Genomic DNA, 15239 nt, shown 5'->3' with positions numbered 1-15239 from the left:
GGAAGCGAGCCCCGTCTATTTCACCCCACCTTGTCAAGACCCAAGGCAGGCCCACCTGGCCGTTCTGCGCATGGACCTTACCTGAGGACGGCGAACTCTAGGCGTCGCCGGGGGCGGGCAGGCCGAGCTCGGCCACCGCGTTGTCGAAGGCGTCGAAGTGGGCGTCGACGGCGGTCATGGCGGTGGCACCGTCGCCGGCCAGGATGGCTTCGAGGATCGGGCGGTGCACCCGGCACACCATCTCCTGGTAGCCGTCGATCCGTTCCAGGATGACGCGGCGCTGGGAGAACGTGCGGCGCAGGGCCACGCCCAGGGCGTCGGCGAAGAAGCGGATCGACGGGTTGCCCGAGGCACGCAGCAGGGCGTCATGGAAGTCGAAGTCGGCCTGTTCCGAGGTGGCACTGTCGGGATTCGACTCGATCACGTCGAGCGCGATGTGCATGTGGGCGATGTCGAGATGGTTACGCTGCGCGGCCGCCTCGCGGGCGGCCTGGCGTTCCAGCGCCACCCGGACGGACTGCAGCGAACCGGTGCTCTGGTGTGACAGCGCGAGCCCGATGGTCAGCGCGTTGCCCAGCCGGGACGGGTCGAGCTCCTGCACGTAGGTGCCGGCACCGGTCTGGCGGCGCAGCACACCGAGCGCCTCGAGAGTGCCCAGCCGATCGCGCAGCAGGGTGCGGGAAACGCCCAGCTCATCGCTGAGAAGACGCTCGCCCGGGATGCGCTTGCCGACCCCGACCGACCGCAGGCGCTCGACGAGCGCGTCGGTGACGGAGTCGCCGTAGCTCGCGGCCGGAACGATCATCGGTCCCCCTGTGCTGCAAGTGGCACTACCAATGTGATGACGCACCATACCAATCGACCGCTACGCGTACACCACTCCCGCCCATCTGGTTACAGAGTGTCGACGGATTTTACGGGCGCGACACGGCTTACCGAGGTTTCCATCACGATTAAGACGGTTTTGCGCGGCTTCGAATTCGGGCCGTCGGCGGTATTGCCATTGCGAGCAAGTGGTCATACCGTTACGCCACCTGGTGGTACAGGTCACAGCGCCGAGACCGCCGGAACGTCCTCGAAGAATTAGGAGTGGGTATGGCGATAACCAAACTTCGCCGGGGGCTCGTCGCCGGCCTCGCGATAGTGATGCTCTCCGCATGCACCACCTCGGCTCAGAACCAGACCACCGGCACGGCGTCGGACACGCTGACCGTCGCGATCCCTCCCGGCATCAACAGCCTGGCGCTGCCGACGAACTGCTCCTCGCCGCTGTTCTCCCTGACCTACGCGTCGCTGATCAACGTGACGGCGGACGGGAAGTACGGGCCGGGCCTGGCCGAGTCGTGGTCCTACGCGAACAACAACACCGAGTTCACCCTCAAGATGCGGTCCGGCCTGAAGTTCGCCGACGGCACCGAGCTGAACGCGCAGAGCGTGGTCGACACGCTGAAGTACTTCCAGACCACCCCCGGCCTCAACCAGGGCTACCTCAAGCCGTTCACGTCGATCACCGCGTCCGACGCCTCCACCGTCGTGATCAAGTACGCCGAGCCCTTCATCGGCATGGAGACGCTGCTCGCGAACGACGGCGAGTGCAACAACGGCATGATCATCTCGAAGGCGGGGCTGACCGACCCGGCCAAGATGGGCACCGCGACCTTCGGCGCCGGCCCGTACACGCTGGACGCGGCCAACACGGTGTCGGGCGACCACTACACGCTCACGCCCAACCCGAACTACTACGACACCTCGAACCAGCACTGGAAGAAGATCGTGCTGCGGGTGTTCTCGAGCGCGACCACGGCCCTCGACGCGGTCAAGGCGGGCCAGATCCAGGTGTCCACGGTCAACGACGGCACGCTGGTGCCGACGGCCGAGGCGGCCGGGGTCGACGTCGCCGACGGCCAGCGTCTCGGCGCCGGCCTGATGATCTGGGACCGCGACGGCACGCTCACTCCGGCGCTCAAGAACGAGAAGGTGCGCCAGGCGATGCAGTACGCCATCGACCGGCCCAACCTGGCCAAGGTGCTCGGGCCCCGCTACAAGGCGTTCGACCAGTTCGTGCCGGACAACACCACCGGCTACGACGAGTCGCTAGCCGGCGGCTATCCGTACGACCCGGCCAAGGCCAAGGCGCTGCTGGCCGAGGGCGGCTTCCCGAGCGGCTTCAAGCTGACCGTGGCGACCGACGCGGCCGACGCCGGCGCGGCCAACATGGCCCAGGCCGTGGCCCAGCAGTGGAAGGCGGTCGGGATCGACACGACCATCACGCCGATCACCGCGGGCAGCTACTTCACCGAGGTCGGGCAGAAGAAGTACTCGGTCGGCGCGGTCAGCTACGCGCTGCTCGGCGACGTCTACTTCGACGCCGTCCGGCTGACCAAGGACCCGTACGCCGACGTGTGGAACCCGTTCCACCCGAAGGACGACGAGGTCGACACGGCGTACGGGAAACTCGCCCGGGCCTCCGAGAGCGAACTCCCGGCACTGTCCGTCGAGTTCAACAAGCTGATCACCGGCAAGGCTTGGTTCGTCCCGGTGGCCGAGGCTCCCGCGACGCTCTACTCGAAGAACATCGAGGTCGGCAAGTCGGCCCTGCTCGGCCAGTTCGACTACATCTCCTGGAAAGCCACGGCCTGATCCCCCTGCGGCCGGGGGTTCGCCCCCGGCCGCAGCCGGAAAGGTGCAGAGACAGGGAGTAACAGTGTTACGACTCGTCGGCGGCCGCGCCCTGCTCGCGCTCCCGCTCCTGTTCATCGTCTCGATCCTGAGCTTCGTGCTGGCGTCCTTCGCGCCGGGCAGCATCGCCGCCTCGATCCTGGGCACCGGCGCCACCCCCGACCAGATCGCGCGCGTCGAGCAGCAGCTGGGAACCAACCGACCAGTTCTTTCCCAGTACGGGGACTGGCTGGCCCACGCCGTCCGGGGCGACCTCGGCTCGTCGCTGTTCAACGGCGAGTCGGTGACCGCCCTGCTGGCCAGTCGCATGTCGATCACGTTGTCGCTGGCCATCGCGGCCCTGCTGTTCGCGGTCGTGCTGGGCATCGCCCTGGGCGCGTTCAGCGCCATCCGGGGCGGCATCGCGGCCCGGATCACCGACGGCCTCTCGGTCCTGCTGATGAGCGTGCCCAACTTCTGGTTCGCCACCATCCTGCTGGCGATCCTGGCCGTGCAGCTCGGCCTGTTCTCGGTCTCCGGCTACGTGCCGTTCGGGGTCTCGCCCCGCGACTGGGTGGCGTCGCTGTTCCTGCCGGTGATCGCGCTGATGGTCGGCTCGATGGCGTCGCTCGCGCTGAACACCCGCAGCGAGATGCTGACCGTGCTCAAGGCCGACTTCGTCAAGAGCCTGCGGGCCAACGGCATCCCGGTCGGCCGGATCCTCTTCGTGCACACGCTGCGCAACGCGGCCGCCCCGCTGCTGCCGGTCGTCGGCCTGCTCTTCGTCGGCCTGCTCGGCGGCACCGTGCTGATGGAACAGATCTTCGGCATGGGCGGGCTGGGCGCGCTCGCGGTCACCGCCACCACCCAGCACGACCTGCCGGTCATCCAGGGCATCGTCGTCTTCTACACGCTCGCCGTGATCGTCGTCTTCCTGGTGCTGGACGTGCTCGTCTCCTACGTCAACCCGAAGGTGAGGGCGTCGTGATCCTCCTCCGCCGGCTGCTGCGGCAACCGCTGGCGATCGCCTGCCTGGCCGTCATCACCCTGGTCGTGCTGGCGTGCGTCTTCGCGAGCCTCGTCGCGCCCTACGACCCGTACGCGCAAGACCTGGCCAACATCCTGTCCGGGCCCAGCGGCACACATTGGCTGGGCACCGACGCTCTCGGCCGCGACGTGCTGAGCCGCATCCTGTACGGCGGACGCGTCACCCTCTTCGGGACGCTCCAGGCCGTGGTGACGTACGTGGTCATCGGGGTCTCGATCGGCCTGATCGCGGGCACCATCGGCGGCATCGTCGACTCGATCCTGATGCGGGTGGCCGACGTCATCCAGTCGATTCCCGCGCTGATCACGCTGCTGGTGGTGCTGGCCGTGTTCGGGCGCAGCGAGACCGCCGCCATGGTCAGCTTCGGCATCTTCGCCTCGGCCGGCCTGATGCGGGTGGTCCGCGGGGTGAGCATGATCGCTCGCACCGAACCGTACGTGGCCGCGGGTACGGTGGCCGGGCTCGGGCCGTTCCAGATCCTGTGGCGGCACATCCGGCCCGCCGTGATCGGGCCGGTGCTGACCCAGGTGTCGCTGTTCGCCGGCATCGCGATGCTGGTCGAGGCGTCGCTCGGCTTCCTCAACCTGGGTGTGCTGCCGCCCGCGGCGAGCTGGGGCAACCTGGTGTCGGACGCGCAACTGGCGATCAACCGGCAGCAGTGGCTGCTGGTGCCGACGGGCGGGATCGTGGCGCTGATGTGCCTCTGTCTCACGCTGCTGGGGATCGCGCTGCGCGACACCTATTCGAGCAAGTCGACCGCCGGCGGGAAGTCGCTGAGCAGTTGGCGCTCGTTCGCCGCGACGATGCGCCGCGTGCCCGCCACACCCGCTGCGGCCGCCCCCGCTTTAGTGAGTGAGTACTCACAAACCGCGGGGCGCGAGATCCTGCTCGAGGTGCAGGACCTGTCGGTCGCGGTCGGCGATCTCACGCTGGTCGACGGGGTCAGCTTCGACGTCGGCCGCGGCGAGACGATCGGCATCGTCGGCGAGAGTGGCTGCGGCAAGTCGATGACCGTGTCCGGGTTGCTGCGCGTGCCGCCACCGGGCGCGACGATCTCGGCCGCCAGGCTGACGCTGGGCGGGGAGGACCTGCTCGGGCTCAGCGAGCAGCAGATGCACAAGGTGCGCGGCAAGCGGATCGCCTACATCTCGCAGGAGCCGATCTCGAGCCTCGACCCGTTGCACGTCGCGGGGCGCCAGGTCGCCGAGGCCGTACGGGCTCATCGGGGTGTCTCCCGGTCCGAGGCTCGCCGGATCGCGCTCGAGCTCCTCGCCTCGGTCCGGCTGCCCGACCCGGAAGCGGTCTACACGAAGTACCCGCACGAGATGTCGGGCGGCATGGCCCAGCGCGTCGCCATCGCCCGCGCCCTGGCCGGCGAGCCCGAGCTGCTGATCGCCGACGAGCCGACCACCGCGCTCGACGTGTCGGTGCAGGCCGGGGTGCTCGATCTGCTGGTCGACCTGCGCGATCAGCGGGGCATGTCGCTGATCCTGGTCACCCACGACTGGGGAGTGCTGGCCGACGTGTGCGACCGGGCGATCGTCATGTACGCGGGCCAGATCGTCGAGGACGCCCCCACCGCCGACCTGATCGCCGCGCCCCGGCACCCGTATTCGGCCGCGCTTCTGGAATCGATCCCGGCCAAGGTCGCCCCGGGCGTCCTGCTCCCGATGATCGGCGGAACCGTGCCCGCCCCGGCCGACTGGCCGTCGTCGTGCCGGTTCGCCGGGCGCTGCCGGTTCGCCACCGACGACTGCACGCACGCGCCGATCCCGCTGACGCCCACTGTCACCGGTGTCAGCCGGTGCGTCCACGTCGACCGGCTCGAGGAGAAGGAGGCGGCCGATGCGGTCACCACTGCTTGAGGTCAGCGACCTGAGCATCAGCTACCGGGGCCGCCGGCGGCGGGCCGCGGCGACCGCGGTCGACCGGGTGTCGCTCGACATCGGGGTCGGCGAGACCGTCGGGCTGGTCGGCGAGTCGGGCAGCGGCAAGAGCAGCCTCGGCAACGCCGTGCTGGGTCTGGTGCCGGCCGCCTCGGGCCGGATCGTCTTCGCCGGGCGGGACATCACGCACCTGCGCGGCGGCGCCCGCCGTCCGCTGGCGACCGAGATCCAGGCGGTGTTCCAGGACCCGTACAGCTCGCTCAATCCTTATCGGACGGTGGGCCAGTCGGTGCTGGAGACGCTGACCGCCACGACGATGCCCGCCGTCGAGCGGGACCTGCGCCTGGGCGAGATGCTCACCCGGGTCGGGCTCGACCGGTCGGCCGCCGAACGCTATCCGTCGCAGTTCTCCGGCGGGCAGCGGCAGCGCATCGCCATCGCGCGGGCGCTGATGCCGTCGCCGAAGCTGGTGGTCTGCGACGAATCGGTGTCCGCACTCGACCTGTCGGTGCAGGCCCAGGTGCTCAACCTGTTCGTCGAACTGCAGCGCGATCTCGGGGTCAGCTATCTGTTCATCACCCACGATCTGTCGGTGGTGCGGCACGTCAGCAGCCGGGTCGCGGTGCTCAGACACGGGCAGCTGATGGAGTTCGACCGCACCGAACAGGTCATCGGGAACCCGTCCACGGCCTACACCCGCAAGCTGCTGGCCGCCGCGCCCGTGCCCGACGTCGAGGTGCAACGGCTGCGGCGCGCGGCGAACCGGGCGTGGCGGGCGTTGACGGCCGGTGCCGACGGTGATCGGGCGGGATGGCAGCAGGACATCGAGCGGCTTGCCGTGCGTACGGGAAACGCGGTGTTGGCCGACCGGCTGGCGAGCGCTCCCCCGGCCGAGGCGCACCGGCTGCTGTTCGACGCGGCCGCCCCGGAAGCCACCGGTGACATCGAGCTGATTGTCACCGGTGACACAGCCGCCGTACAGACCCTGGCCGCCGCGCTGAAGGCCGGCGATCCGGCCGCCGCCCGGGCCGCCCACGACTTCCTCTGGACCGAAGGAGCCTCTCGATGAGTGACGACAACGCGGCCGAAGCGCCGGTCGAGTGGGGTGGGCTGCCCTCCCGGGACCGGGATTTCTACGCCTACAGCATGGACGGCAAGGAACCGTACGAGCTCGGCCCGGACTCGCTCCCGAAGGACGGCGCGCCCAAGGGGACCGTGACGCCGCACCGGGAATTCGGGAGCACGTTCGTCTACCCGGAGACCAGCCGCACCTACTCCGTGTACGTGCCGGCCCAGTACGACCCGGTCACGCCCGCCTGCCTGATGGTGTTCCAGGACGGCGACGACTATGCGGGACCGGTCGTGAACGTGCCGACCGTGTTCGACAACCTGATCGCGTCGGGCGAGATGCCGGTGACGATCGCGTTGTTCGTCAACCCCGGCAACCCCGGCCCGGGAGCACCCGTCTACGGCGGCCGCGGCAACCGGAACGTCGAGTACGACAACTGCAACGCCGACTACGCCACGTTCCTGGCCGAGGAGCTCATCCCGGTCGTCGCCGCGGAGTACACCATCTCCAGCGACCCCGAGCACCGCGCGATCTGCGGCATCTCCTCCGGCGGCGCCTGCTCGTTCACGGCCGGCTGGTTCCGGCCCGACCAGTTCCGCAAGATCGTCAGCCACTGCGGCAGCTTCCTCGACATCATCGGCGCCCACCAGTACCCGTCCTGGATCCGGCGGCAGTACAAGCGGCCGCTCAAGGTCTATCTGCAGACCGGAGAGAAGGACCTGGACATCAAGCTGGGCCACATCCCCCTCGCGAACCGCGAGATGGAGGCGGCGCTGCGCTACCGCGGTTACGACGTCCACCTCGAGTTCGGCGAGGGCGGGCACACGCTGATCCATGGCGGGGCGCTCTTCCCCGACACCATGCGCTGGCTCTGGTCGGACGTCGTATGACCACGCTCGACGGCCGTACCGCAATAGTTTTCGGCGGCGGCCACTCCGGCACCGGACCGGGCGGCGTCAACGGCATCGGTTTCGAATGCGCGCTCACCTTCGCCCGGCACGGCGCGAACGTGGTCGTCGTGGACCGCGATCGGGAGGCGGCCCTGCGCTCGGCGAAACTCATCGCCGAGGACGGCGGCGAGTGCCGGCCGATCGTGGCCGACGCCCTCGACGAGGGAGCGATGGCCGCCGCGGTCGACGAGACCGTCACCGCGTACGGGCGGATCGACATCGTGCAGAACAACGTCGGCACGACCCAGCTGGGCGGGCCCGAGGAGCTGAGCCTCGAGCAGTGGCGGCGGGCAGTCGCCATCAACCTCGACACCGTGTTCCTGGGCGCCAAGTACGCGCTGCCGCATCTGGTCGCCACCCGCGGAACGATGATCAACGTGTCATCGGTGGCATCGATCCGGTGGACCGGGTATCCGTATCCCGCCTACTCGGCCGCGAAGGCCGCGGTCAACCAGCTCACCCAGAGCCTGGCCATCCTGTACGCGGACACCGGCGTCCGGGTGAACGCGATCCTGGCCGGGCTGATCGACACCCCGCTGGCGTACCGGGAACTCTCCGGTGATGCCGACACCAGCGCCATCCAGGCGGCCCGCAACGCCAAGAGCCCGACCGGGATCATGGGCACCGCGCGCGACGTCGCCGGGGCCGCCCTGTTCCTGGCGTCCGACGCCTCGGCCTATGTCAACGGTGTCCTGCTGCCCGTCGACGGTGGCCTGCACGTCCGCGCCGCCTGATCTTCCTCACCCCCCGGAGGTCTTCCATGACGTCATCCGCACAGATGATCGGCTGGGCCCACACCACGTTCGGCAAGCTCGGCGCACCCGACGTCGAAACCCTGATGGCCGAGGTCGCCACCGCGGCCGTGGCCGACGCCGGACTCGACCCGAGTGACATCGAGTTCATCTCGGCCGGTGTCTACGGCCACGGCTTCTCGGACCAGAGCTTCCACGCCGCTCTGGTCGGGGCCGGCTCGCCCGATCTGGCCCAGGTTCCCGCCGTACGCGTCGAGAACGCCTGCGCCACCGGCAGCGCGGCCCTTTTCACGGCTTTGGACGCCGTGGCCGCCGGGCGCGCGCGGGCCGCGCTCGTGATCGGCGCCGAGAAGATGACGGCCGTGCCCGGCGACGTCGCGGCCGGCGCGCTGCTGTCCGCCTGCCACCGCCCGACCGAGCTCAAGTACGGCAGCTTCGCCGCGGTGTTCGGCGAACTGGCCCGGCGCTACGCCGAGCGGTACGGCGACCAGCGGCTGGCCCTGGCCCGGATCGCCGCCAAGAACCACCGCAACGGCCTGCGCAACCCGTACGCCCACCTGCACAAGGACTTCAGCGTCGAGTTCTGCGCCACCGAGTCGCCGCAGAACCCGATGGTCGCTCCCCCGCTGTTGCGCACCGACTGTTCGCTCATCTCGGACGGGGCCGCGGCCCTGGTGATCGCTTCTCCGGACGTGGCCCGCACCGCCCGGCGGTCGGTGTCGTGGCTGTCGCGGGTGCAGGCCAACGACCACATGGCGATCGACGCGCGGGCCGATGCGCTTGCCTTCGACGGCGCGCGGCGGGCCTTCCTCGGCGCGTTGTCCGCGGCCGGCCTGACTCTGTCCGATCTGGACCTGCTGGAGACGCACGACTGCTTCACCCAGGCCGAGCTGCTGCAGTACGAGGCGTTCGGGCTGGCCGCACCGGGGCAGGCGGGTTCGGTGCTGGAGGCGGGCGACACCGAACGCGATGGCAAGCTGCCGGTCAACGTGAGCGGTGGGCTCAAGGCCAAGGGGCATCCGATCGGTGCCACCGGTGTCTCGCAGCACATCATGGCCGCGATGCAACTCGTCGGGGAGGCCGGCGAGATGCAGTTGCCCCGCGTCGAGCGGGCCGCCGTGTTCAACATGGGCGGCGTGGCGGTCGCCAACTACGCGTCGATGCTGGCGGTGACGCGATGACCCCCGTCCGGAGGGCCGTCAACCTGGCCGCCTTCCTGACCCAGACCGCGCAGCGGCTGCCGTCGGCAGACGCTCTCGTGCACGGTGACGTGCGGTGGACGTGGCGGGAACTCGACTCCCGGGTCGGTGCGCTCGCCGCGGAGCTGACCCGGCGCGGGGTGCGGGCCGGCGACTGCGTGCTGCTGCACAGCGCGAACAGTGTCGAGCTGGTGCAGACCATGTTCGCGGTGTGGCGGATCGGGGCCGTGCTGGCTCCGACCAACAGCCGCCTGACGCCGGACGAGGTCGTCGTGATCGCCCGGGCCTGCCGTCCGGTGCTCATGGTGTGCCACGCCTCCCAGCCCGATCACGCGACGGCCGTCGCGTGCGACCAGGTGCTGTGGATCGACGGCACGGGACCGGACGCTGTTTCCTCGTTGCCGGCCGGCGCCGTCCCCGACTGTCCGGTCATGAACGGGGCTCCGGCCTGGTACTTCTTCACGTCGGGGACCAGCGGGCGGCCCAAGTGCGCGATCCTGACGCACGACCAGATGGGGTTCGTCGTCACGAACCATCTGTGCGATCTCATGCCGGGCACGACCGCCGAGGACGCGTCGCTCGTGCTGGCGCCGCTCTCGCACGGCGCCGGAGTGCATCTGCTGACGCAGGTCGTGGCGGGCGCACGTTCGGTGCTGACCACCGGGCCCGGGCTGGACGGGGCCGAGGTCTGGGACCTGGTGGAGCGGGAACGGGTCACCAACATGTTCACCGTGCCGACAATCCTCAAGAAGATCGCCGAGCACCCGGACGCGGCGACCCGCGATCACTCGAGCCTGCGCCACGTCATCTACGCGGGCGCGCCGATGTTCCACGCGGACCAGGAACATGCCCGGTCGGTGCTCGGCGAGGTGCTCGTGCAGTACTACGGCCTCGGCGAAGTCACCGGCAACATCACCGTGCTTCCGCCGCGCGAACACGGGCGCGCGCGGCCCGAGGGGATGGAGTTCGGGACCTGCGGGCGGGTGCGGACCGGCATGCAGCTGGCCATCCGTGACACCGAGGGACACGAGCTCGGTCCGGGCGAGACCGGCGAGATCTGCGTGGCCGGGCCGGCCGTGTGCGCCGGATATCTCGACAACGACGAGGCCGACGCGGCCGCCTTCCGGGACGGTTGGTTCCACACCGGTGACCTTGGGATGACCGACGAGAACGGCTATCTCTACATCACCGGGCGAGCCTCCGACATGTACATCTCGGGCGGCTCGAACATCCACCCCCGCGACATCGAGGAGAAGCTGGTCGCCCACCCCGATGTCACCGAGGTCGCGGTGCTGGGTATGCCGCACCCGGTGTGGGGCGAGGTCGGCGTGGCCGTCTGGGTCGGCCGCGCTGACGAGGACACGCTGCGGGCCTGGCTGGAGCCCAGGATGGCCCGCTACAAGGTGCCGCGGCACTTCGTGCAGTGGCCGGAGCTGCCCAAATCCGGCTACGGCAAGATCGTCAAGCGGACGATCCGGGAGCGCCTGCTCGCCGAGGGGTGGACGCCGTGACCAGCACCGTTCCGGCCCTCCTGGTGCATCCCGGACCGGCGCTGCCGACCCGGGCGGTGTCGGTACCGACGCGGTCGACACCGGTGACAGTCCTGCTCACGCCCGGCGTTTCGCTGGTCGAGGCGGTGTCGGCGGCGGTGGCCCGGCTCGGGGTCGAGTCGGCGCAGGTGGAACTGCTCGGCGGCACGCTCGGCGAGGTCGCCTACTGCATCCCGGCCGAGTGCGTCGACGGGAGCACCACGGCCTGGTACAGCGAGACCCGGCACGCGCGCGGGCCGGTCAGTGTCATCGGCGGCTCGGCCACGGTGGGGCAACGCGACGGAGCGGTATTCATGCACACCCACGCGGCCTGGATGGACGCCGCCGGGGTGCTGCAGGCCGGGCACCTGTGGCCGGAGACGACCGTCGGGCCGGTGCCGGTGCACGCGGTCATCCATCCGCTGCCGGGGGTCCGCAGCGTCAGTGCCACCGACTCCGAGACGCATATGCCGGTCTTCACGCCCTATGCGACCGGCTCTCCGCCCGCAGATGGCGCGCGTGTGGTGTTCTCGCGGGTGCTGCCGGGAGAGAATCTGCGGGTGGCCGCCGATCGCATCTGTGCCGAGGCCGGGTTCGCACGGGCTTCCATCCGGGCCAGCCTGGGCAGCCTGGTCGGCCCGGTGTACGCCGAGGCCGACGGCCGGGGGCCGGCCGGTCCGTGCGCCGAGGTCATGTCGCTCTACGGCGCGGTCGGCCCCGACGCCGACCCGTCGGCGCCGCTGCACGCGATGGCCGTCGACCGCACCGGCACGCTGTACGGCGGCGTGATCGACGTGGCCGCCAGCCCGGTCGCCATTACGGTCGAGCTCCTGATCATCGAGCAGTCCCCCGCCGGCGATCCGGCGACGGCCCGCGATTCGATCGGACCGGCCGCCGTGGCGGCTGCACGGGATCTGGCGTGACTGTCGAGCGGCTGGTGGCGGAGTTGCCGGGCGCGGTCAGCACCCGGCCGCTCGATCGGCTGCGGATGGCCCGGGACGCGTCGCATTTCGACCTGACGCCGCGGGCCGTGGTGACGGTGGCGTCGGCCGAGGAGGTCGCACGGCTGTTCGCGGTGGGGCTGCCATTGACGTTCCGGTCGGGTGGGACGAGCCTGTCGGGGCAGGGTGTCACCGATGGCATCCTGGTGGACAGCCGCCGCCACTTCCGGGACATCGCGGTGCTCGATCACGGGCTGCGCGTCCGGGTCGGGCCGGGCGCGACCGTGCGGCAGGTCAACGCGCGGCTGGCCCGTTACGGGCGGATGCTCGGACCCGACCCGGCCAGCGAGGTCGCCTGCACGCTGGGCGGGGTGGTGGCCAACAACTCCAGCGGCATGGCCTGCGGCACGGCGGCCAACAGCTATGCGCTGATCGACTCGGTGGTGGTCGTGCTGCCGTCGGGGACGATTCTCGACACCGGTGACACGGACGCCGACGACCGGCTGCGGGCGCTCGAACCGGCGCTGTGGGAGGGGCTGGCGCGGCTGCGGGACCGGGTGCGCGACGACCCGGCGTCGCGGACGTCGGTCGAGCGGCAGTTCGCGCTCAAGAACACCATGGGGTACGGCCTGAACGCCCTGCTCGACCACGACCGGCCGGCCGACATCCTGACACATCTGCTGGTCGGCAGCGAGGGCACGCTCGGATTCCTGGCCTCGATCGTGATGCGGACGGTGCCGGTGCACGCCCACGCCCGTACGGGATTCCTGGTCTTCGAAGATCTGGCTGCCGCCACCGCCGCCTTGCCCGAACTGGTGGCCACCGGGCCGGCCGCGATCGAGCTGCTCGACGCCACGTCGCTTCGGGTCGGCCAACCCGACCTGGACGCGCTGCACACCCTCAACATCCGGGACCAGGCCGCCCTACTCGTCGAATACCGGGCGGGCAGCGCGGCCGAGGCCGACGACCAGGCCGGCCGGGCCACCGGTGTCCTGGGCCGGCTCGATCTCGAGACACCGCCTGCGCTGATGGCCGACGCCGCGGCCCGCAATCGGCTCTGGCACCTGCGAAAAGGCCTCTACGCCAAGGTGGCGGGGGCCCGTCCGGCGGGCACGGCCGCGCTGCTGGAGGACATCGCCGTCCCGGTGCCGGAGCTGCTGCCGACCTGCCGGGAGCTGATCGGGCTGTTCGAGCGGCACGCCTACGACCACGCCGTCATCTTCGGGCACGCCAAGGACGGCAACATCCACTTCATGCTGACCGAGCGGCTCGGCGACCCGTCGGGGCGGGACCGGTTCGGCCGGTTCACCGAGGACATGGTCGGGCTCGTGCTGAGCCGCGGGGGCACGCTCAAGGCCGAGCACGGCACCGGGCGGATGATGACACCGTTCGTGCGGCGGCAGTACGGCGACGAGCTGTACGACGTGATGCGCGAGATCAAGCGGCTGTGCGACCCCGGCGGCATCCTCAACCCGGGGGTACTGCTCAGCGACGACCCGGGCGCGCATCTGGCCGGGCTCAAGACGTCCCCGCCGGTCGAGGAGGAGGTGGACCGCTGCGTGGAGTGCGGCTTCTGCGAGCCGGTCTGCCCGAGCCGCGACCTCACCACCACGCCCCGGCAGCGGATCGTGCTGCGCCGGGCCATCGAGCAGGCCCGCCGCGACGGTGATCCGGCGCTGGTCGCCTCTCTCGAGAAGGACTACGAGTACGACGGCGTTGACACCTGCGCGGTCGACGGGATGTGCCAGACCGCGTGTCCGGTGCAGATCAACACCGGTGACCTCGTACGGCGTCTGCGCTCCACCGATGCCCAGGCCGCGTGGTCGTTCGCGGCCCGGCACTGGTCGGCGACCACCCGCACGATGGGCGCGGCCCTCAGCACGGCCCGCCGGCTGCCCCTGATCGCGTCACCGGTGTCGCGCGCCGCCCACCGCGCGGTCGGCGCTCCGCTCTGGACCCGCGATCTGCCCGGCGGCGGATCCCCACGCCCGCGCCTGACCCCCGCCGGGCGGCCGGACGCGATCCTGTTCGCCTCGTGCACCAACACAATGTTTGGCCCGACCAGCAAAGACACCGGTGACACGCCGCCGAGGTCGCCGCACCGGGACACCGGTGACATGCGATCGGCGTTTGCGCTGCTCTGTGCGCGGGCCGGGATCGTGCTGGCCACGCCGCCCGGCCTGCCGGGACTGTGCTGCGGGACGCCGTGGAAGTCGAAAGGCATGACGCGCGGGCACGACGCCATGGCCGAGCGAGTACGACCGGCGCTGGCGGGCGACGTCCCGGTTGTGGTCGACGCCGCCTCCTGCACCGAGGGGCTGCGGCAACTCGTCGGCGCGGACGCCACGATCATCGACGCGGTGCAGTACACGGCGGACGTGCTGCTCGACCGGCTGACCGTGACGGAACGCCTCGGCGACCTGGCCCTGCATCCGACCTGCTCGGCCCAGCGGATGGGACTGACGCCGGCCCTTCTGAAGGTGGCCGGGGCGGTCGCCGAGCGGGTCACCGTGCCCAGCTCCTGGGGCTGCTGCGGCTTCGCCGGGGATCGGGGACTGCTGCATCCCGAGCTCACCGCGGCCGCCACCGCACCCCAGGTGGCCGAGCTGGCCGGGCGGCACTTCGACGCGTACGCCTCGTGCAACCGCACCTGCGAGGTCGGCATGACCCGGGCCACCGGACACCCGTACGTCCATGTCCTCGATGTCCTGGAAAGGGTGACCCGATGACCGCATGGGTGGCACCGGGCGCGGTGGTCTTCGGCAAAGTGACCCTCGGCGCCGACTCGAGCGTCTGGTACACGGCCGTGCTGCGCGCCGACCGGGACGCGATCGTCGTCGGCGACAGCACCAACCTGCAGGACGGCGTCGTCGTGCACGCCGACCCCGGATTCCCGGCACTCATCGGAGCCCGGGTCAGCGTCGGTCACCGCGCGGTGCTGCACGGCTGCACGATCGAGGACGACGTGCTGATCGGCATGGGAGCGATCGTCCTGAACGGCGCCCGGATCGGCGCCGGCTCGATTGTCGGCGCGGGCGCCCTGATCCCCGAGGGTTTCGTCGTGCCGCCGGGTTCGCTGGCGCTCGGCATGCCGGCCAAGGTCCGCCGCCCGGTCACCGACGCCGAGCGCGCCCACATCCGCACCAACGCCCTCGAATACGTCGACCTGGCCCGCCACCACCGGGATACGACTCCGGGCGGCTGACG

The 15239-nt window shown here is 70.6% G+C and carries 12 protein-coding genes; 11 read left to right on the top strand and 1 reads right to left on the bottom strand.

Annotated elements, in window-relative coordinates:
• Positions 1–97 precede the first annotated feature (97 nt).
• Complete coding sequence (locus tag KOI35_RS11445; protein WP_215786355.1) at positions 98–805, bottom strand: FadR/GntR family transcriptional regulator; 708 nt, start codon at positions 803–805, stop codon at positions 98–100.
• A 290-nt stretch (positions 806–1095) separates the two neighbouring features.
• Between KOI35_RS11445 and KOI35_RS11440 the strand changes: the two genes are divergently transcribed.
• The 11 genes from KOI35_RS11440 to KOI35_RS11390 all read left to right on the top strand — a co-directional run bounded on the left by KOI35_RS11440 (position 1096) and on the right by KOI35_RS11390 (position 15237).
• Positions 1096–2640, top strand: a complete 1545-nt coding sequence (locus KOI35_RS11440) for an ABC transporter substrate-binding protein (protein ID WP_215786353.1) — start codon at positions 1096–1098, stop codon at positions 2638–2640.
• A gap of 64 nt (positions 2641–2704) precedes the next feature.
• A complete protein-coding gene (locus KOI35_RS11435) occupies positions 2705–3646 on the top strand; it encodes an ABC transporter permease (RefSeq protein WP_215786351.1) in 942 nt (313 codons plus the stop codon).
• A complete protein-coding gene (locus tag KOI35_RS11430; RefSeq protein WP_215786349.1) occupies positions 3643–5571 on the top strand; it encodes a dipeptide/oligopeptide/nickel ABC transporter permease/ATP-binding protein in 1929 nt (642 codons plus the stop codon). Before KOI35_RS11435 ends, KOI35_RS11430 begins: the two co-directional genes overlap by 4 nt.
• Complete coding sequence (locus KOI35_RS11425) at positions 5552–6661, top strand: ATP-binding cassette domain-containing protein (protein WP_215786348.1); 1110 nt, start codon at positions 5552–5554, stop codon at positions 6659–6661. The genes KOI35_RS11430 and KOI35_RS11425 overlap by 20 nt, the downstream gene beginning before the upstream one ends.
• Positions 6658–7551 (top strand): alpha/beta hydrolase, encoded by an 894-nt coding sequence (locus KOI35_RS11420; protein WP_215786346.1) that lies wholly within the window; start codon positions 6658–6660, stop codon positions 7549–7551. Before KOI35_RS11425 ends, KOI35_RS11420 begins: the two co-directional genes overlap by 4 nt.
• Positions 7548–8345, top strand: a complete 798-nt coding sequence (locus KOI35_RS11415; protein WP_215786344.1) for an SDR family NAD(P)-dependent oxidoreductase — start codon at positions 7548–7550, stop codon at positions 8343–8345. Before KOI35_RS11420 ends, KOI35_RS11415 begins: the two co-directional genes overlap by 4 nt.
• A 26-nt stretch (positions 8346–8371) precedes the next feature.
• Positions 8372–9544, top strand: a complete 1173-nt coding sequence (locus KOI35_RS11410; RefSeq protein ID WP_215786342.1) for a thiolase domain-containing protein — start codon at positions 8372–8374, stop codon at positions 9542–9544.
• Positions 9541–11073, top strand: a complete 1533-nt coding sequence (locus KOI35_RS11405) for an AMP-binding protein (RefSeq protein WP_215786340.1) — start codon at positions 9541–9543, stop codon at positions 11071–11073. Before KOI35_RS11410 ends, KOI35_RS11405 begins: the two co-directional genes overlap by 4 nt.
• Positions 11070–12014 carry a PCC domain-containing protein gene (locus KOI35_RS11400; RefSeq protein WP_215786338.1) on the top strand — a complete coding sequence of 315 codons (945 nt, stop codon included), beginning with the start codon at positions 11070–11072 and terminating at the stop codon, positions 12012–12014. The genes KOI35_RS11405 and KOI35_RS11400 overlap by 4 nt, the downstream gene beginning before the upstream one ends.
• Positions 12011–14761 (top strand): FAD-binding and (Fe-S)-binding domain-containing protein, encoded by a 2751-nt coding sequence (locus tag KOI35_RS11395; RefSeq protein ID WP_308120905.1) that lies wholly within the window; start codon positions 12011–12013, stop codon positions 14759–14761. Before KOI35_RS11400 ends, KOI35_RS11395 begins: the two co-directional genes overlap by 4 nt.
• Positions 14758–15237 (top strand): gamma carbonic anhydrase family protein, encoded by a 480-nt coding sequence (locus KOI35_RS11390; RefSeq protein ID WP_215786337.1) that lies wholly within the window; start codon positions 14758–14760, stop codon positions 15235–15237. The genes KOI35_RS11395 and KOI35_RS11390 overlap by 4 nt, the downstream gene beginning before the upstream one ends.
• Positions 15238–15239 lie beyond the last annotated feature (2 nt).

The sequence above is a fragment of the Paractinoplanes bogorensis genome (assembly GCF_018829635.1).
Classification (GTDB): domain Bacteria; phylum Actinomycetota; class Actinomycetes; order Mycobacteriales; family Micromonosporaceae; genus Actinoplanes; species Actinoplanes bogorensis.
Note: the sequence above shows the minus strand (reverse complement) of the source record. Positions and strands in the feature narration are given on the sequence as shown.